Source organism: Acidovorax sp. AC410 (assembly GCF_979253235.1).
In genome coordinates this window covers 1,333,966-1,352,514 of the sequence record NZ_CEEDCG010000001.1, presented here as the reverse complement: position 1 = coordinate 1,352,514, position 18,549 = coordinate 1,333,966, and the positions used below count along the sequence as shown (strand labels likewise).

Annotated in this window: 17 protein-coding genes; 10 read left to right on the top strand and 7 right to left on the bottom strand. The window is 68.5% G+C overall.

The features are described 5' to 3' along the window. Window positions 1–326: 326 nt before the first annotated feature. On the bottom strand, window positions 327–2,312 hold the full coding sequence (locus AC0IZS_RS06300; protein ID WP_471634846.1) for a site-specific recombinase: 1,986 nt from the start codon (window positions 2,310–2,312) through the stop codon (window positions 327–329). Beyond that, a complete protein-coding gene (gene apaG, locus AC0IZS_RS06295; RefSeq protein WP_471634845.1) occupies window positions 2,309–2,716 on the bottom strand; it encodes a Co2+/Mg2+ efflux protein ApaG in 408 nt (135 codons plus the stop codon). Before apaG ends, AC0IZS_RS06300 begins: the two co-directional genes overlap by 4 nt. Before the next feature lie 29 nt (window positions 2,717–2,745). On the opposite strand from apaG, the gene rpe reads away from it, so the two are divergent. Further along, window positions 2,746–3,426: a ribulose-phosphate 3-epimerase gene (rpe, locus tag AC0IZS_RS06290; RefSeq protein WP_471634844.1), complete on the top strand. Its 681-nt coding sequence runs from the start codon at window positions 2,746–2,748 to the stop codon at window positions 3,424–3,426. A gap of 22 nt (window positions 3,427–3,448) precedes the next feature. On the opposite strand, the gene AC0IZS_RS06285 is transcribed toward rpe, so the two are convergent. From AC0IZS_RS06285 to AC0IZS_RS06275, 3 genes are all read right to left on the bottom strand, one after another. Further along, window positions 3,449–3,838 (bottom strand): hypothetical protein, encoded by a 390-nt coding sequence (locus AC0IZS_RS06285; RefSeq protein ID WP_471634843.1) that lies wholly within the window; start codon window positions 3,836–3,838, stop codon window positions 3,449–3,451. Between the two features lie 147 nt (window positions 3,839–3,985). Continuing rightward, the gene (locus AC0IZS_RS06280; protein ID WP_471634842.1) at window positions 3,986–6,136 is read right to left on the bottom strand and encodes a sensor histidine kinase; all 2,151 of its coding nucleotides are present in this window, start codon (window positions 6,134–6,136) and stop codon (window positions 3,986–3,988) included. Beyond that, the gene (locus AC0IZS_RS06275; RefSeq protein ID WP_436180014.1) at window positions 6,136–6,861 is read right to left on the bottom strand and encodes a response regulator transcription factor; all 726 of its coding nucleotides are present in this window, start codon (window positions 6,859–6,861) and stop codon (window positions 6,136–6,138) included. Before AC0IZS_RS06275 ends, AC0IZS_RS06280 begins: the two co-directional genes overlap by 1 nt. A gap of 226 nt (window positions 6,862–7,087) precedes the next feature. Here AC0IZS_RS06275 and AC0IZS_RS06270 point away from each other — a divergent pair, with 226 nt between their 5' ends. From AC0IZS_RS06270 to AC0IZS_RS06260, 3 genes are all read left to right on the top strand, one after another. Then, entirely contained in the window at window positions 7,088–8,413 is a 1,326-nt protein-coding gene (locus AC0IZS_RS06270) for an SPFH domain-containing protein (protein WP_471634841.1), read from the top strand. 53 nt (window positions 8,414–8,466) lie between these two features. Beyond that, window positions 8,467–9,933, top strand: coding sequence for a hypothetical protein (locus AC0IZS_RS06265; RefSeq protein ID WP_471639472.1), 1,467 nt, complete (start codon window positions 8,467–8,469; stop codon window positions 9,931–9,933). 77 nt (window positions 9,934–10,010) lie between these two features. Then, window positions 10,011–10,724 carry a phosphoglycolate phosphatase gene (locus AC0IZS_RS06260; RefSeq protein WP_471634840.1) on the top strand — a complete coding sequence of 238 codons (714 nt, stop codon included), beginning with the start codon at window positions 10,011–10,013 and terminating at the stop codon, window positions 10,722–10,724. Between the two features lie 7 nt (window positions 10,725–10,731). Here the strand turns inward: AC0IZS_RS06260 and AC0IZS_RS06255 are convergent, their stop codons facing one another. Both AC0IZS_RS06255 and AC0IZS_RS06250 read right to left on the bottom strand, forming a co-directional pair. Then, window positions 10,732–12,363, bottom strand: a complete 1,632-nt coding sequence (locus tag AC0IZS_RS06255; RefSeq protein ID WP_471634839.1) for a methyl-accepting chemotaxis protein — start codon at window positions 12,361–12,363, stop codon at window positions 10,732–10,734. Between the two features lie 242 nt (window positions 12,364–12,605). Further along, window positions 12,606–13,196 (bottom strand): chalcone isomerase family protein, encoded by a 591-nt coding sequence (locus tag AC0IZS_RS06250; RefSeq protein ID WP_471634838.1) that lies wholly within the window; start codon window positions 13,194–13,196, stop codon window positions 12,606–12,608. A gap of 352 nt (window positions 13,197–13,548) precedes the next feature. On the opposite strand from AC0IZS_RS06250, the gene trpE reads away from it, so the two are divergent. The 6 genes from trpE to trpC are packed head-to-tail and all read left to right on the top strand — an operon-like array spanning window position 13,549 to window position 18,549. Further along, window positions 13,549–15,048 (top strand): anthranilate synthase component I, encoded by a 1,500-nt coding sequence (gene trpE, locus AC0IZS_RS06245; RefSeq protein WP_471634837.1) that lies wholly within the window; start codon window positions 13,549–13,551, stop codon window positions 15,046–15,048. Continuing rightward, window positions 15,045–15,398, top strand: a complete 354-nt coding sequence (locus tag AC0IZS_RS06240) for a chorismate mutase (protein WP_471634836.1) — start codon at window positions 15,045–15,047, stop codon at window positions 15,396–15,398. The genes trpE and AC0IZS_RS06240 overlap by 4 nt, the downstream gene beginning before the upstream one ends. Further along, on the top strand, window positions 15,395–15,979 hold the full coding sequence (locus tag AC0IZS_RS06235; RefSeq protein ID WP_471634835.1) for an aminodeoxychorismate/anthranilate synthase component II: 585 nt from the start codon (window positions 15,395–15,397) through the stop codon (window positions 15,977–15,979). The genes AC0IZS_RS06240 and AC0IZS_RS06235 overlap by 4 nt, the downstream gene beginning before the upstream one ends. Further along, window positions 15,976–16,644, top strand: coding sequence for a LysE family translocator (locus AC0IZS_RS06230; RefSeq protein ID WP_471634834.1), 669 nt, complete (start codon window positions 15,976–15,978; stop codon window positions 16,642–16,644). Before AC0IZS_RS06235 ends, AC0IZS_RS06230 begins: the two co-directional genes overlap by 4 nt. A gap of 25 nt (window positions 16,645–16,669) precedes the next feature. Next, window positions 16,670–17,707 carry an anthranilate phosphoribosyltransferase gene (trpD, locus tag AC0IZS_RS06225; RefSeq protein ID WP_471634833.1) on the top strand — a complete coding sequence of 346 codons (1,038 nt, stop codon included), beginning with the start codon at window positions 16,670–16,672 and terminating at the stop codon, window positions 17,705–17,707. A 41-nt stretch (window positions 17,708–17,748) separates the two neighbouring features. Continuing rightward, window positions 17,749–18,549, top strand: a complete 801-nt coding sequence (trpC, locus tag AC0IZS_RS06220; RefSeq protein WP_471634832.1) for an indole-3-glycerol phosphate synthase TrpC — start codon at window positions 17,749–17,751, stop codon at window positions 18,547–18,549.

Below are 18,549 nucleotides of genomic sequence, written 5' to 3'. Positions count from 1 at the left end.
AGGTGACCTCTGCATGGCGCGGGCACCGGGGCGCCCGCAGGTTGATTCTTCGGCGGCACATCACCACCGGTTCGGTGGCCGATGCCGGGCGGTGCCGGCCAGATCACATCCGTGCGGCGCAGCATGGCGCACAGCCATGACTCCAGCCGACAGCGGCTGGCACGCCGTTACCTTAACGTACCCCGCAGAGACCTCAGGAACCGCTTCGGTTTTGCGCAGCGGCCATGGCCTGCGAGGGTGCGCCTAATTTAACTGCCCCTGCCGAGGCTCCTTGTAGGACAGTTTCGAGCTTTGTAAGGAGCTGTTTGCAACCCTTGCTGCGTGCGTCAGGCGGTTGCTGTGCGTCCGCGCCCCGGCATGAAGAAGCTCAGCGGCGATGAGCGAAGGCGCTTTCGGATGGCTGCGTAGATGCGCGAGCGGTCCACGCCGCTCACGCTCTGTGCGCGCAGCGCCAGGCTGAAGGCCAGGTAAAAGCTCACCGTGACGTTGAGCGCACCGATCAGCGGGATGGCAGCCACGGCCCACCAGAAGGCCTGCAGGTGCAGCACGGCCATGCCCAGGGCCGCGCAGGCCGCGCCGATCTGCCCGGTGGAGAGCGTCACGTGGCGCACGTCCAGGCCCAGACCGAAGAAACCGGCGATGGCCGGCACCAGGCCGAGCATGAAGCCAAGCGAGATGTTGGCCGCGAAGCCCGAGAGGTTTTCACGCAGGAAGCGCGCCCACCGCGCTGCGCGCGCATGGCCCAGCAGCCCCGTGATGCGCGGGTTGTAGTGCATGGCCGAGTCCAGGCGGTGCAGCACGAACCAGTTCTCCGTCCAGCCCGCGATGATGCTCGACAGGAACAGCAGCACCCCGGTGAAGGCCGCGAAGAACAGCGAGGGCCCGAGCAGGTGCAGCGACTCGAACACATGCTCGGCCTGCTTTTCCGTGATGGCCGGCGTACCGGTGGCCTGGGCGATCAGCAAGGCGAGGGCCAGCACGGCCGGGAACACCACCAGCACATTGCCCAGCACGGCCGCCACCTGCGAGCGCACCAGGTGGGTGATCTCGTCCACGAAGGACTCGATGGCATCGCTGGCCCCAAGCTCCTTGAGCTTGGCGGCCATGGCCGGTGCCGTCATCGCGGGCTGCTTGGTGGCCACCGTGAGGTGCAGCAGCTGGATCAGCACGAAGGTGACGGCGTAGTTCACCCCCGCCCAGAAGCCGCCCCAGAAGGCCGACAGCGCCAGCGCATACAGGCCGAACTTGGCCAGCGTGGTGAAGGCCATCAGGGCCCCGCCGCCGGCTGCCTTCTTCACCATGGAGCGGTACTCGGCGCCCGTGCGGGTGATGTAGTGCTCGCCCGTCTCGGCGCTGCGCTCGGCCACCTTGGCCGCCAGCAGCGAGGAGTTGGAGGCGAACAGCGCGCGCAGGCTGCGCCGCTCCTGCCCCACCAGCACCAGGTTGGCCATGAGTTTCGCCGCCGTCAGCGCCGGCTGGGGCGATAGCAGGCAATCGAGCAACTGGCGCACGCGCAGGATGCGCTCGCGCAGCTGGCGCAGGCGGAACACCAGGCCGACCGAGATGCCGTTGTCCTCGAAATGCGTGTACACCGTGGCAGCCGCAGCGCGGCAGGCCTCCAGCCGCTCGCGCAGGCGCTGCACCGCAGCATCAAGCCGCTCGGGCGTGCGCAGGCCGTGCAGCACTTCCACGCGCAGGCTCTCCACGTCGTGGATCAGGGCATGGAAGGGCTGGGAATCGCGCGCCGTCTCGCTCATGCGCAGGCGCAGCTCGGGCGCAAAGCCGGTCGATAGGATCTGCCCCGCGCAGTAGGTGATGGCATCGAGCAAGGCCTTTTGCCAGCGCGAGGCGCCGCCCGTGTCCGTGGGTGCGAGCAGGTGTACGAGGCGCGCGAGCTGGGTTTCCTCCAGCGCGGCCACCCACTGGGCATCGAACCCCCCGGGCAAGGCCAGCATGAACAGTTCGGAGGCATCGATGGTTTCGGGGCTCGCCGGCAGCAGCTTGGTACGCAGGCGCTCGGCCACCTCACTGGCCAGGGCCGTGCGCGGCGCAAAACCGAAGTCGGCGAGCAGGGTGGTGATGTCTACCGTGTCCACCAGCACCGCCCACCAGGCCTGGAGTTTCGCCTGCACCTCGGGGCGGGCTTCCACCGCGTCCAGGAACAGCTGCAGGCGGCCGATGGCGCCCGGCACCGAGTCGCGCTTGCCGCGCACCCAGTCGAGCAGGCCGATCAGCCACAGGTGGCGGTGGGCCAGGTCGGCGGCCGGGTCCAGCCGCGCCAGGATGCTGGCGAGGTCGACGCTGCGGCTCAATGCAGCACCCGGCCGGTCAGGGGCTGCCCGGAAGGGCCCTGGTTGATTGCCTCCAGCATGAACAGATCCACCTTGGCATCGAAGGGCTCGCCTTCTTCACCCACGCAGTGGAAGGTGCCGTGCATGGTGCCGCTGGCCGTGCGCAGGCGGCAACCGCTGGTGTACTGGAAGGATTCACCGGGTTTGAGCAGGGGCTGGTGCCCCACCACGCCCAGGCCCTTGACCTCCTCGGTGTGGCCGCGCGAGTCGCTGATGATCCAGTGGCGCGAGATCAGCTGTGCGGGCGCATCCCCGGCATTGGTGATGGTGATCGTGTAGGCGAAGCTGAACACCCCTGTCTCCGGGGCGGACTGCTCCGGCAGGTACTCGGGCTGCACTTGCACGTCAAACTGGTACTTTGGCATGGGCGAATGGTAACTGCGACAATCGGGGCATGAGCCGACCTTTTCGCATAGCCCCCTCGATCCTCTCCGCCGATTTTGCCCGCCTGGGCGAAGAAGTGCGCAATGTCATTGCCGCTGGGGCGGACTGGATCCACTTTGACGTGATGGACAACCATTACGTGCCCAACCTCACCTTCGGCCCCATGGTGTGCCAGGCGCTCAAGCCACATGCCAAGACGGCCGATGGAACCGCCATTCCGGTGGATGTCCACCTGATGATCGAGCCCGTGGACGCCCTGGCGGCCGCGTTTGCCGATGCCGGTGCCGACTACATCAGCTTCCACCCCGACGCCTCGGGCCATGTGCATCGCAGTATCCAGGCCATCCGCTCCAAGGGTGCCAAGCCCGGCCTGGTGTTCAACCCGGCGCAGCCCCTGGACGTGCTGGACTGGGTGATCGACGACATCGACCTGATCCTGATCATGAGCGTGAACCCCGGTTTCGGCGGCCAGAGCTTCATCGATTCGGCCCTGCGCAAGATCGAGGACGTGCGCCGCCGCATCGATGCTTCGGGCAAGGACATCCGCCTGGAAGTGGATGGCGGCATCAAGACGGACAACATCCGCCGGGTGGCGGATGCGGGTGCCGATACCTTCGTGGCCGGCAGCGCCATTTTTGGCAAGCCGGACTACAAGGGCGTCATCGACGCCATGCGCCTGCAACTGGGCTGAGCCCGTCGCAGGCGACTTGCGCTTACTTTGCCGGGACGATGATCGTGGTGGTGGTCGACTCGCGCAGCACGCCGCCGCCAGATACCGAGCCGCTCACGGCACTGCTCTCGACGCGGCGTACGCACTCTGAACGCTCCTGCGCGCTCTGGAAGGCATTGCAGCGGTCGGTGCCGTTGGCCGCTGCGATCGGGCCGGGGTCGCTCAGCTGGCCCTTGCGCGAGGCGTCCAGTGCGTTGGTGGCCTCGCGCATGCAGGTGGCCATGCTGTCCTGGGTGTTGTTGGTCATGCACTTCTGGCGGTCCTGCTCATAGCGGGCCGTGGCCTCCGAAGAAGCTGTCTGGGCCGAAGCGGCGCCAGAGGCTGCCAGCAGGGCAGCGGCGAGGACGGGGGCGAAAAAGGCAATGCGTTTCATGGGGTGGGCTCCTTGCGCCAGGCGCAAATGACAGGGGGTGCAACCAAGTTGCAAAAAGGATGGATGCAGCGTAGCCCTGCATCCCCTTGAACCCTGTCGGACAGCGCCGACCGCAGCCGTGCGCCTTGGCGCCTTCTTCCGCCTTGCTCAGCCCAGCCGCTGGAACGTCAGCGTGAACGCCACCCCGTCCGCCGTATTGCGCGCATTGATGGTGCCGCCCATCTTGGCCATGTAGGTCTTGGCCACGAACAGCCCCTGGCCGCGGTGTTCGCCTTCGCCCACGGGCGTGGGCAGGTCGGGGTCGGACACCCCGAGTTCGAAGATGCGGCCCAGCAGTTCGTCGGCAATCGTCACGCCCACGTTGTGCAGCGTGGCGCTGGCGGTGGATTCCGAGGCCGTGAGCGTGAGCGTGATGGCCGTGCCCGCAGGGCGGTAGCGGTCGGCATTGCGCAGGATGTGCGTGACCACGTCCTCCAGCGCGAATTCGTCGGCCCGCACGATGACGGGACCGATGCCCCCGGGGTACACCACGTCCACGATGCCAGCGAAATGCGCGTTGTCCGCCACGTGGCGCAGAAAGGCATCCAGGTCCAGCCGCCCCTGCGGCACATCGGCCGCCTGCAATGCCTCCGCTGGGGACGCCGTGCCGTAGAGCACATGCACCGCCTGCTGCATGCGCTGCACATAGCGGTGCCCGGGGTCGCCCGGGCCGCCATGCAGCACCATGAGCGACTGCAGGGGCGACATGATCTCGTGGCCCACGGCGTGCCACATGTCGCGCTCCTGCTGGGCGCGCAGTTGCTCGCGCTGGATGTCGTCCTTCACGCGCTGCAGCAGGTCGGCCAGGCCGCCCGCAAGAATGCCCAGCTCGTCCGAGCCGCGCAGGTCCGAGACATCGAGATCCCCCAGGCGCGGGCCGATGTGCCCGTCCTGCACGTTGTAGGAGACGGCGGCTGCGCGCCGGGTGAGGGCGGTCACGCGGCGCAGCAGCCCCACCTCCACGACCAGCCAGGCCAGCGCGATCGCGGTCAGCATGGCCCCGAGGTACCAGGACATGCGCGTGGCCACGGCGGCCAGGCCCTGCTCCAGCCCGCGCAGGTTGCCGGTGAAGCTGACCACATAGTTGCCCGTGGGCGTATCGAGGATGTCCAGGCCCGCCGGCGTGGCGCGCGCATCGGGCGCATCGAGTGGCAGCCAGCTCACCAGGCGGATCAGCCAGGGCGCCGAAGGCTCGGCCTGCACCTCGCTGCCCTTGAGGGTGAGCGCACGCTCCTCGCCGTCACCCATCTTGCGCACCTGCACCTTCTCGCCGGGCAGCAGGCTGCGCGTGACTTCCGTGAGCGAGGCGCCGGGCTGGGCGCCGGGGGCGTTGCTGTCGAACAGTGCCGGGCCGTCGCCGGGCGCGAGCATCTCCACGCGCACGCGCATGCTGCCCAGGTCTTCGGGCGGCCACACCAGGCGCTGCTCCTTGCGGAACAGCGCCTCGCGGAACAGCTCCACCGGCAGGCGGATGGAATAGAAGCTGCGGCGCAGGCAGTCGGGCGCGGCACCGGCCAGGTCGCGGCACTGGCCGTTCTGCCAGAGCCAGCCGCGAAAATCGCGCACCGGGCGGGCCCGCGCATCGAGCGTGTCGCCCCCGTTGTCCACAAAGCCCGTGAGCCGGCCCCGTGCCCCGGGGCTGGTGCCGGCCACCGTGCCACTGGCCGGTGCCATGGCCTCGAACGGTGCCACCCAGCGGCTGGTGGTGCCGCGCATGTCCAGCGTCACGCGTGCCCGGTGCACGGCTGCCAGGTCCAGCGCGCCGCGTTCGCGCGCGGCCAGTTCGCCGGCATAGAAGCTGCCCACGATGTAGATGAAGCCCCCCGCATACGGGTTGTTGCCGATGGCCGCGCAGACCGAGGAGCCATCGGGGTACTGCACCGAGCAGCCCGCCATCTCCACCGCCTGCTGGGCCTTGTTCTGGTCGTCGAAGTCGATGGCCGAGTAGGGCAGCAGCAGCGGGGCCAGCGGCGTCGCCCCCTGGCCCAGGCTGGCCGAGTTGAGCAGCGCCAGCTGCCCCGAGGGGTGGCGCAGCCGTGCCATCACCTCGGCCTGGCTGCGCTGAAAGCCGTGCTGGTAGCTCTGCCAGGCGCGCTCCTTCTCCTCGCGCAGCAGCACCACGCTGAGCGCCACGGTGGCCACCGCCAGCAGGATGAACACGCTGCGCACGAGGATGCGCAGGCGAAAGGCCGGCAGGCCCAGGCGCGGCATTTCGAGCCGGGGCATCTCCAGGCCGGGGCGCAGCAGGCGCTTGATCATCATGTCTTGAGGCGGCCCTGCGCCAGCGGCGAGCCGACCCAACGGAAACCGCGCATGGGCACGTTCTCGATGCCCTCGAAGGCCGGGTCCACCTCGCGCAGGGCCTCGCGGATGGTGCTCACATGCTTGCGCACGTTGTCGCGGTTGCGCCCGCTCTTGACCACCTCGAACAGCTCGTCGTACGACACCACCTCGCCGCTGCGCTGGTGCAGCGTGGCCAGGATGCGCTGGGCCGTGAGCGGCAGGTTGATGCGCTCGCCGCGCCAGGTGGGGGTGCGCTGCCACAGCGGGTCGAGCACCAGCGCATCGCCGGGCGCGACCGCCGCAACAGCGGCTGGCGTGGCCGCCTGCGTGGTGCGCAGGATGTCGAGGAAGGTCTCGATGAAATCGGCCTCCTCGAAGGTCGTCTTCTGCAGGTAGTCCCAGGCGTCCAATGCCTTCATGATGCTGCGGTAGATGGCCGCCGGCATGGCCGACACCACCAGCACCGGCGTGCCCTGGCGCAGCTTGTTGATGGCGTTGATCAGCGCCACGCCGGCATGGCGCTCGCGACCCAGCTCGATGTCCAGCACCACCGCGTCGTAGTGCTCGCGCGCCAGGGCGGCTTCGGCCTCGTCGCGGGTGAACCACTGGTCGATCACGATGCCGCTGCGCGCACTGCGGATCCAGCCGGCCAACTGGTTGCTGGTGGGCAGGTCGTCTTCGATCACGGCAATGCGGGTCATGGGCTGTTCTGCGAGTGGTGCTGCAGGGATTATCCCGGCCGCCCGCCGGCAGCGGTGTGAGTTTTTCTTCCGCGGGCGGAGCTTTTGCACGCCCGGCGTGAGTGCTTTGGTGGGGGCGCCGCATTGTTGCTTCCGGGGGGAATGCGAAGAATTGGACACCAATGCAGCACGGAATTCGGCGCCGCAGAGAAACCACCACCGAACCGAATCAACGAGGGAAGACACCATGAAAGCCACCTGGAACCGCATCACCCGTGCCCTGCGCCGCACCCCTGCCGCCGCACCTGCCGTGGAACCCACCCTGGACGGCGTGCAGGACGAGATCGCCGCGAGCGCCCCCTTCGCTTCCACCCGCCCCCTGCCGCTGCCATCGCCCCGTGCCCTGGGCTGGCTGGTGGCCGGCACGGCGGTGGTGGCTGCTGGCGCCATGGTGTACCGCAACCCCCCGGTGCAGCACCTGGACCAGGGCGAACTCGGTGTGCGCGTGAACCAGTTCACCGGCTCGGTCAGCCAGTGGCGCGATGGCAGCGTGTGGGTGCTGCCCGGCCTGCACAGCGTGCGCGTGTTCACCCTGCGGGACCAGACCTACCGCCCCGAGCAGATGCGCCAGGCCACGGGCGGCGCGCCGCTGCAGTCGGTCGAAGGCCTGTCCTTCGGCCTGGACCTGAGCGTGCGCTACGCCCTGGACCCGGCCGCCATGGCCGCCCGCTCGGCCCAGTTGCCCGACAACATCGGCGCCGAAATCGTCGAGCCCGCCGTGCAGGGCCTGATCTACAAGGTGTTCGCGCGCTACACGGTGCGCGAGATCTTCTCCTCCAAGCGCGCCGAGATCCAGCAGATCATCGAGAGCGAGTTGCGCACCCGCCTGGCCGCCGATGGCGTGCTGCTGCGCCACGTGCAGATCGGCAAGGTGGACCTGCCCGCTGAATACCGCCGCGGCATGGACAGCCTGCTGGCCGAGGAGCTGGCCTCCGAGAAGATGCGCTACACGCTGGAACTCAAGGACAAGCGCGTGAAGGAAACCGAACTCGACGCCAGCGCCGACAAGGTGCGCCGCGAAGTGGCCGCCGAAGCCGCCGCCCGCGAACAGGTGATCGCCGCCCGCGCCCAGGAAGAAGCCATGAAGCACGTGCTGCCCTTCAAACAGCGCCAGATCGAGCAGCGCCAGCTCGAAGCCGAGGCCGAGAAGGTCTCGCGCATCAAGGCCGCCGAAGGCAACGCCCAGGCCCGCCGCATCGAAGCCAACGGCGAGGCCGACGCGCGCCAGAAGCTGGCCGAGGCCGAGGCCTACCGCATGGACCGCATCGGCAAGGTCAACGCCGAGCAGATGGCGCGCGAAGGCGCCCTGGTCACGCGCCACCCGCTGCTGATCCAGAAGACGCTGGCCGACAAGCTCTCGGACAAGATCCAGGTCATCATCGCGCCCCCTCCGACCAATGGGGACTTCATCGGTGCCGCGCTGCTGGGCGGCAACCGCAACGCCCAGGCCGTGGCCGCGCAGGCCGCCGCCGGTGCCGACGACGCCTCCACGACCCAAGCCACGGAGCAATGAACATGAACCGCACCACCCTGACGCTCGTCGCGGCCATCGCCTCTGCCGCCACCATGGTCGCCACCGCCGCCGTGCAGCCCGCCACCCCGAGCGCCCTGGGCAGCGCCATCGTCGTGCAGGACCAGGCCAGCCTGCGCGCCGCGCCGCGTGACTCGGCCCAGCAGCAGTCCGCCCTGTGGCAGGGCGAGGTGCTCGAGGTGCGCGGCGAGCGCCTCGATTACCTGCAGGTATGGGACCACAAGCGCGAGCGCGGCGGTTTCATCCGCACCAGCGACGTGCGCCGCGTGGCGCTCGATGAGGCCGAGGGCCCCAACCTGCTGTCGGTGCTGCGCTTCGTGCGCGACACTCCGGGCGCCGAAGCATTGGGCATCGGCATCACCGCCGCCTACCTGCAGGCGGCACCGGCCAGTGCACTGGCGGGAGAGCAGGGCGCACAGGCCTTCGACGCACTGGGCACGCTGGCCGACCGGCTGGCGCGCCGCGCCTCGGCCGCCGTACCGGGCAAGGCATCGGGCGCCACCCTGTCGGCCCACCTGGATGTGGCCAACGGCTACGGCGTGCGCTTCACGACCTACGAGGTCGAAGGCCGCATGCAGGTCTGCTACGACGGCGAGGCCTTTCGCCGCGTGCTGGCCATGCCCGTGGCGGATGGCGAGCAGCGTGCCCGCGCCGCCCTGGCGCTGACGCGGCCCGAGTGCGTGAACCCCGACCTGCCGGCGCATGAGCGGGCCCGTGTGCAGGAATGGCAGTCCCAGGTGCTTGAGCGCGTGGACGTGGCGGGCCTGCCGTCCTATGTGCGCAACCGCATCCAGATGCGCCGCGCCAGCGTGTGGAGTGCCCTGGCCTTTCAGCAAGCGCGCAAGGATGCCGCGGGCGCACCGGTGTCCGCCGCTGCAGCCCGTGCCCTGGCCGAATTTTCCGGCGTCAGCAAGAACGACCTGCCCGACGAAGACCAGCCGGCCTACAACGACGCCGCCATGCGCGTGGGCGCCGTGCGCTGGGCCCTGGTGCCCACCAGCCTGCCCACCGCCCAGGGCAACCGCCCGGGCATCGTGACCGAGCCCGGTGCGGCCGGTGAGACCTGCGTGCTGCTGGTCGATGCCCAGAAGGGTGTGAAGGCACCATTGGTGCGCCGCTGCACCTACGGCGTGGTATGGGCCGCCTCGGCCAGCGTGAACCGCGAGGGCACCGCCGTGGCCCTGGCCGTGCAGCCCCTGGAGGGCTGGCGCGAACTGTGGGTGATGCGCAAGACCCCCGAGGGCTGGCTGGTCGACGTGCTGCCACCGGCCGCCACCGCCCCCGAGACCGGCGTGGCCGAGTGGGCCGGCTGGGTGCCCGGCGGCCAGCAGATGCTGGTGGCGCGCGAGGCACGCGGCCAGGGCCGCTACCGCCGCAGCTTCGAGATCGTGCGCCTGGAAGGCCTGGCCACCGAGCGCGTGACCGGCGACGTGGCTGCGCTGCCCCTGTTCCAGCGCTGGCAGGACCCGGCCTGGAAGCGCCAGACCTTGAGTCTGCGGTAAGCCGGCGCCTTTAAACTCGCCAGGGCCGGGCAGCGCTGCCTGGCCTTTCTTCATCCGCATTCCGAGGAGTTCTTCGCATGTCCGCATCGCCACCGTTGTCCGCCCTGCTGTCCCGCGTGGACGCCGCCATCGTGGACCTGGACGGCACCATGGTGGACACGCTCGGAGACTTTGCCGAAGCGCTCAACCGCATGCTGCGCGAGCTGGCACTGCCGGCCATTGGCGCCCAGCACATCGAGCACATGGTGGGCAAGGGGTCAGAACACTTGCTGCGGTCTGTGCTGGCCCATGTGCTGGCATCTCAAAGCCAGTCGGTGGATGCGGCGCAGATCGAATCGCTGTACCCCGCTGCCTGGGCCAGCTACCAGAAGCACTACCTTGACATCAATGGCCAGTACGCCAAGGTCTACCCCGGCGTGGTGGCTGGCCTGCAGGCGCTGCAGGCGGCAGGCCTGCGCCTGGCCTGCCTGACCAACAAGCCCACGGATTTTGCCGTGCCGCTGCTCCAGGCCAAGGGGCTGCACGGCTATTTCTCGCAGGTGTTCGGTGGCGACAGCTTCGAGCGCAAGAAGCCCGATCCGCTGCCCCTGCGCAAGACCTGCGAAGCCCTGGGCACCACGCCGGCGCGCACGCTGATGGTGGGGGATTCGAGCAACGACGCGCAGGCGGCGCGCGCCGCCGGCTGTCCCGTGGTGCTGGTGACCTATGGCTACAACCATGGCCAGCCCGTGCGGGCCGTGGATGCCGATGGCTTCGTGGATGCGCTCGCGGAGTTCTCGGCCGCAACCTGAGGGTTTGTCAGGCCGCGATACGGCGCTGTCCGTTCGCCGGCAGCAGGCGCGAGGCATTGCTGGCCGGACGGGGCGAGGCGACCGGCATGGCATGGTCCGCACCGAGCCGGAACACCGCCACCGCTTCCACCAGCTGGCCGGCCTGGGTTTTCAGGCTGTCGGCCGCGGCCGCACTCTGTTCCACCAGCGCGGCGTTCTGCTGCGTGGCCTGGTCCATCTGCGTGATGGCCTCGCCCACCTGGCCCACGCCCGAGCTCTGCTCGCTGCTGGCGGCGCTGATCTCGCCCATGATGTCGGTCACGCGGCGGATCGATGCCACCACCTCGCTCATGGTGGCACCGGCCCGGTCCACCAGGGCGCTGCCGCGCTCCACGCGTTCCACGCTGGTGCCGATCAGGCCCTTGATCTCCTTGGCCGCCTCGGCGCTGCGCTGCGCCAGGCTGCGCACCTCGCCGGCCACTACGGCAAAGCCGCGGCCCTGCTCGCCGGCGCGGGCGGCTTCCACGGCCGCGTTCAGCGCCAGGATGTTGGTCTGGAAGGCGATGCCGTCGATCACGCTGATGATGTCGGCGATCTTTCGGCTGCTGTCGTTGATGCCCTTCATGGTGTCCACCACTTCGGCCACCACCTGCCCGCCCTGGATGGCGACGGTCGATGCGCTCATGGCCAACTGGTTGGCCTGGCGCGCGTTGTCCGCGTTCTGGCGCACGGTGGAGCCCAGCTCCTCCATCGAGGCGGCGGTTTCTTCCAGCGCCGAGGCCTGCTGCTCGGTGCGCGCCGACAGGTCGTTGTTGCCCGAAGCGATCTCGGCGCTGGCGGTGGCCACGCCTTCGGCGCTGTGGCGCACATTGCCCACGATGGTGGCCAGGCGCGACTGCATGGTCGCCAGGGCCTGCAGCAACTGGCCGGTCTCATCGCTGCGCGTGGTGCTGATGGGGTGCGTCAGGTCGCCATCGGCAATGCTCTCGGCGGCCTGCCGGCCCAGTTGCACCGGCCGCACGATGGAGCGCGTGACGGTGAAGGCCAGCAGTGCGCCCAGCGCCACGGCGATCAGCGTGCCCACGCCCAGCAGCACCTGGCTGGCCCGGGCCAGCGTGCCTGTATCGCTTTGGCTGGCGGCCAGCTGCGTGGCCATGGCCGTGCGCAGGTCGTCCAGGCTCTTGAGGTACTGGTCCGCCAGGGGGCGCAGGTCCTTGTCCACCAGCGTGGGCACGTTGGGCTCGCCACCGCGGTGCAGTTCGCGGATCTCGGCGAGCTTGTCGCTGTAGGCCTTGCTCGCAGCGGCGATGGTGGCCAGCTGCGCACGGTTCTTGTCGCCCTGCACCAGGCCTTCGATGCGTTTGACCTTGCCCTCGATGCCCTGGGCCGTGGCCTGCGTGTCGGCCGTGAGCTTTTCCATGTAGTCGCGGTCGATGGCCTTGAGGAAGGCCTCGGTGCGCACCCAGTTCAGGCGGATGTCGGCAGCCCAGTTCTCCACCAGGGTCTGCTGCTCGATCTCCTGCGTGGCCACGCGCTCGCTCGCACTGTTCAGGCTGGCGATGCGCCACATGCCGGTGGCTGCAATGAGCGCCGTGATGAGCAGGATGGCGCCAAAGGACAGGCCCAGGCGCAGGCCGACGGAAAGGTTGCTTGGTTTCATGGTGTGGTCAGGCGCGCGAACGAAGGTGCAGGGTCAAAGGGCGAGGGTGGTCGGCGGATCGCTCCTGGGCGCGGGTGGCGCGGAGAAGGCCCGGCCGCAGCGTGCTGCGGATGGCGCGCGCACACGCGGCCGGGTTTTGAAGATTACGCTGGCGGTTTGCCGGCGCGGTGTCTGCCGTGAGACAGAAACGGGTAGGTGCTTTCCCGGGAGGGAGGGTGTGTGGGTGCGGTGGCGGGCACTGCCTACGCAGGCTGCTTGCCCAGGAGCGCGTCCTTGAGCTTCCAGTCAGCCGGCGCATTGCCCAGCCAGATGCCCAGCAGGGCGTTGAAGAACTCGGGCTCCTTGAAGGGCTCGCCCTGGGGCTTGCCCTTGACGGTGATCACAGTGCCCGTGCCGGGAATCCAGTCCACCTGGAACTGGTCCCCCGCCATGAGCTTCTTGTGGTCCGAGAAGATCTGGCTCATGCGCAGCACGCCGGGGATCAGCTTGGAGAAGGCCGCGCGGTCCATGTTGTCTTCCATGCCGCGCGAGAACAGCTTGCCCAGCTCGGTGGAATCGATCTCGCGCAGCATGGTGATGCTCATGCGCTTGGGGCCCTTCTGGCTTGCCACCTCCTGCGGCGTGCCGGCTTTCTTTTCGAGGTACAGCCCGGCGGTGTAGACCTTGAACACCGCCTTGTAGCGCACGCCCGCGCCGTTGAGCTGAAGGGTGCTGTCGGCCACCTGGGCGGTCTCGTCATACTTCACGTTGGACACCGTGATGGGCTGGGCCATGGCGGCTCCGGCCAGAAGGCATGCGGCGGCGAGTGCAGCGCATCGCACCATGTTGTTCATGCTTGTCTCCTCAAAATAGAACGACCGTTCGTTTCTAATTGTTGCAAGACCGGGGAGCGGGCGCAACAGGGTTTTCGAGTGGTTCTTCATGGTGATTGCATGGCAAAAAGCCGAAAGCTCCAAGACCTTTGCTACACTTTGGCCCATGTTCATTCACCACGTGTTCATCACAGGTTGCAGCGACCGGGGAGCCTGGCCCTGGCGTCAGCCTGTCTGCCTGAACGCCTGATGGCACCTGGGCGATCCGCCCCAGCGTGCACCCGTGGCCCTTGTCAGGGCCGATTGAATGAACCGCAGCGCCCCCAATGCCCATTGGCGGGGACACGCGCTGTGACAGCTGGGAGCTCTCCCCGTGATCACTGAACTTGAATTCAAAAGCCTGGCCGGCGAAGGCTACAACCGCATTCCGCTCATGGCCGAGGCCTTTGCGGACCTGGAAACCCCGCTCTCGCTCTACCTGAAGCTGGCGCGCGCCAAGGAGGGCGGCAAGCACAGCTTTCTGCTCGAATCCGTGGTGGGCGGCGAGCGCTTCGGGCGCTACAGCTTCATCGGCTTGCCGGCGCGCACCCTGCTGCGCGCCAGCGGCTTTGGCGCCGCCGCGCGCACCGAGGTCGTCACCGACGGCCAGGTGGTCGAGACCGCCGAGGGCAACCCGCTCGACTTCGTCGCCGCCTACCAGAAGCGCTTCAAGGTCGCGCTGCGCCCCGGCCTGCCGCGCTTTTGCGGTGGCCTGGCCGGCTATTTCGGCTACGACGCGGTGCGCTACATCGAGAAGAAGCTCGAGAACACCTGCCCGCCCGATACCCTGGGCTGCCCCGACATCCTGCTGCTGCAGTGCGAGGAACTGGCGGTCATCGACAACCTCTCGGGCAAGCTCTACCTCATCGTCTACGCCGACCCGGCCACGCCCGAAGCCTATGCCAAGGCCAAGAAGCGCCTGCGCGAACTGAAAGAGCAGCTCAAGTATTCGGTCAGCGCACCGGTGGTCAAGCCCACCGAGAGCCACCCCGCCCAGCGCGACTTTTCCAAGGCCGACTACCTGGCCGCGGTGGACCGCGCCAAGGAGCTGATCGCTGCCGGCGACTTCATGCAGGTGCAGGTGGGCCAGCGCATCCACAAGCGCTACACCGAAAGCCCGCTGTCGCTGTACCGTGCGCTGCGCTCGCTGAACCCCTCGCCGTACATGTATTTCTATGACTTCGGCGACTTCCACGTGGTGGGCGCCAGCCCCGAGATCCTGGTGCGCCAGGAGAGCACGCCGGACGGGCAGAAGATCACCATCCGCCCGCTGGCCGGCACGCGCCCGCGCGGAGCCACGCCCGAGAAGGACAAGGCCGCCGAGGTCGAACTCATCAACGACCCCAAGGAGCGCGCCGAGCACGTGATGCTGATCGACCTGGCGCGCAACGACATCGGCCGCATCGCCAAGACCGGCACCGTGAAGGTGACCGAGGCCTTCGCGGTGGAGCGCTACAGCCACGTGATGCACATCGTGAGCAACGTCGAGGGCATCCTCAACGAGGGCATGACCGCCATCGACGTGCTCAAGGCCACCTTCCCGGCCGGCACGCTCACCGGTGCCCCCAAGGTACACGCCATGGAGCTCATCGACCAGCTCGAACCCACCAAGCGCGGCCTGTACGGCGGCGCCTGCGGCTACCTGAGCTATGCCGGCGACATGGACGTGGCCATCGCCATCCGCACCGGCATCGTCAAGAACGGCACGCTCTACGTGCAGGCGGCGGCCGGCGTGGTGGCCGATTCGGTGCCCGAGCTCGAATGGAAGGAAACCGAGCACAAGGCCCGCGCGCTGCTGCGCGCCGCGGAACTCGTCGAGGAGGGGCTTGAATGAGCCGCGCCATCGAGCAGGTGCAGCACTGCACCACCATGGCCGACGTGCGCCGCCAGATCGACGCGCTCGACGACATCCTCGTGCCGCTGCTGGTGCAGCGCACGGGCTACATGACCCAGGCCGCGCGCATCAAGCAGTCCGACAACCAGGTGCGCGACGAGGCCCGCATAGCGGCCATCGTGGACCGGGTGCGTGAGCGTGCGCAGGCCCAGGGCGGCCAGCCCGACGTGATGGAAACCATCTACCGGGGGATCATGGAAGCCTCCATTGCCTATGAACACCGCGAGTTCGCGCGCCTGCGCGCCGGGCACGCCAGTGATGCGGGCCAGACCGCAGGGAGCGCAGCATGAAACTCTTGATGGTCGACAACTACGACAGCTTCACCTACAACATCGTGCAGTATTTCGGCGAGCTCGGTGCCGAGGTCGAGGTGCACCGCAACGACGAGATCACGGTGGAAGAGATCGCCGCCCGCCTGGCAGCCGGCCGACTCGACCGGCTGGTGATCTCGCCCGGCCCGTGTTCGCCGGCCGAGGCCGGCATCTCGGTGGCTGCGATCCAGCACTTCGCCGGCAAGTTGCCCATTCTGGGCGTGTGCCTGGGCCACCAGGCCATCGGCGCGGCCTTCGGCGGCACCATCGTGCGCGCACAGCAGCTGATGCACGGCAAGACCAGCGTCATCACCACCACGCAGCAGGGCGTGTTCGCGGGCCTGCCCGAGAAGTTCACCGTGAACCGCTACCACTCGCTGTCCATCGAGCGCGCCAGTTGCCCCGAGGTGCTGGCCGTGACCGCCTGGACCGACGATGGCGAGATCATGGGCGTGCGCCACAAGACGCTGGACATCGAGGGCGTGCAGTTCCACCCCGAGAGCATCCTCACCGAGCACGGCCACGCCATGCTCAAGAACTTCCTGGAGCCCCGTCCATGATCATCGAGACGCACCAGTTGCTGATGTTCATCGCCGCCGGCTGGCTGCTCAACCTGACGCCCGGGCCGGACGTGCTCTATATCGTGTCGAACGCGCTGCGTTCGGGCACGCGCGCGGGCATCGTGGCGGGCCTGGGGATCACGGCCGGCTGCTTCGTGCACATCTTCGCCGCCGCCGTGGGCGTGGGCGCGCTGCTGGCCGCGTCGGCCACGGCCTTCACCGTGCTCAAGTGGGTGGGCGCCGCCTACCTGCTGTGGATGGGCGTGCGCATGCTGTTCGCCAAGGCCTCGGGCGATGGTGGCAGCGGTGCCGCCATTGCGGCGGCGCAGGCCGCGCCGGCTGCGGCCGTGCCGCTGCGCGGCGTGTTCATGGGCGGCTTCTGGACGAATGTGCTCAACCCCAAGGTGGCCATCTTCTTCCTGGCCTTCGTGCCGCAGTTCATCGCGCCGGGCACGGACAGCAAGGCCCTGGCCTTCGTGCTGCTCGGGGTGCTGTTCAACCTCAACGCCATTCCCGTCAACGTGGGCTGGGCGCTGGCCGCCGGCTGGATGGCGCGCCGCGTGGGCGCCGTGCAGCGCGGCATGCATTGGTTGGACCGCGTCGCCGGGGCGATGTTCATCGGCTTCGGCCTCAAGCTGGCGTTCTCGGACCGGCCTGCTGCCTAAAAAATTACGAGACGGAGACCACACCATGTCCATCACCCCCCAGGAAGCGCTGCAGCGCACCATCGAGCACCGCGAAATCTTCCACGACGAGATGCTGCACCTGATGCGCCTGGTCATGAGCGGCGAACTCTCGCCCGTCATGACCGCGGCCATCATCACCGGCCTGCGCGTGAAGAAGGAAACCATCGGCGAGATCACGGCCGCCGCGCAGGTGATGCGCGAGTTCTCCACCAAGGTCCACGTGCCCGACAGCACGCACCTGGTGGACATCGTGGGCACCGGCGGCGACGGGGCCAACACCTTCAACATCTCCACCTGCTCGATGTTCGTGGCCGCGGCTGCCGGCGCCAAGGTCAGCAAGCACGGCGGGCGCGGCGTGTCGAGCAAAAGCGGCAGCGCCGACGTCATGGAAGCCCTGGGCATCCACATCAACCTCACGCCCGAGGCGATCGCCCAGTGCATCGCCGAGGTGGGCATCGGCTTCATGTTCGCGCCCAACCACCACCCGGCGATGAAGAACGTGGCCCCCGTGCGCCGTGAGCTGGGCGTGCGCACCATCTTCAACATCCTCGGCCCGCTGACCAACCCGGCTGGCGCGCCCAACATCCTGATGGGCGTGTTCCACCCCGACCTGGTCGGTATCCAGGTGCGCGCATTGCAGCGCCTGGGCGCCGAGCATGCGCTGGTGGTCTATGGCCGCGATGGCATGGACGAGGTCAGCCTGGGCGCTGCCACCCTGGTAGGTGAGTTGAAGAACGGCCAGATCACCGAGTACGAGGTGCATCCCGAGGACTTCGGCCTGTCCATGGCCAGCAACCGCGCGCTCAAGGTGGAAACGCCCGAGCAGTCGCGTGCCATGCTGATTGGCGTGCTCAAGGGCGATTCCGGCGCTGCGCAGGACATCGTCTGCCTGAACGCCGGCGCCGCGCTGTACGCCGCCAATGTGGCCAGCTCCATCGCGGACGGCCTGCAGAAGGCCCGCGCCGCAATCGCCTCGGGCGCCGCGCTGGCCCGGCTTGAGCAACTGGTGGCGCGTACGCACGCGCTGGCCGTGACTGCCTGACCGGCGGCTTTTCCCTTTCGCTTTTAGCATTGCCCACCACCATGTCCGACATCCTGAACAAAATCGTGGCCGTCAAGCACGAAGAAGTGGCCGCCGCCACCAAGCGCATGCCCCTGGCCGCGATGCGTGCCGATGCCGAGAGCCGCGTGCTCACGCGCGACTTCGAGGCCGCGCTGCGCGCCAAGATCGCCAAGGGCCAGGCGGCGGTGATCGCCGAGGTCAAGAAGGCCAGCCCCAGCAAGGGCGTGCTGCGCGCCGACTTCATCCCGGCCGACATCGCCCAGAGCTATGCCGATGGCGACGGCACGGTGAGCGCGGCCTGCCTTTCGGTGCTGACCGACAAGCAGTTCTTCCAGGGCAGCGTGGACTACCTCAAGCAGGCGCGTGCCAGCTGCCAGCTGCCGGTGCTGCGCAAGGACTTCATGGTCGACGCCTACCAGATCTACGAATCGCGGGCCATGGGCGCCGACGCCATTTTGCTGATCGCCGCCAGCCTGGACGACGCGCAGATGGCCGACTTCGAGGCGATTGCGCGCAGCCTGGACATGGCCGTGCTGGTCGAGGTGCATGACGGCGCCGAGCTGGAGCGTGCGCTCAAGCTCAAGACCCGCCTCGTGGGCATCAACAACCGCAACCTGCGCACCTTCGAGGTCTCGCTGCAGACCACGCTCGACCTGCAGAAGAACGTGCCGGCCGACCGCCTGCTGGTCACCGAGTCCGGCATCCTCACGCAGGCCGATGTGAAGACCATGCGCGATGCCGGCGTGAATGCCTTCCTGGTGGGCGAAGCCTTCATGCGCGCACCCGAACCCGGCGAAGCGCTGGCGAACCTGTTCGCCTGA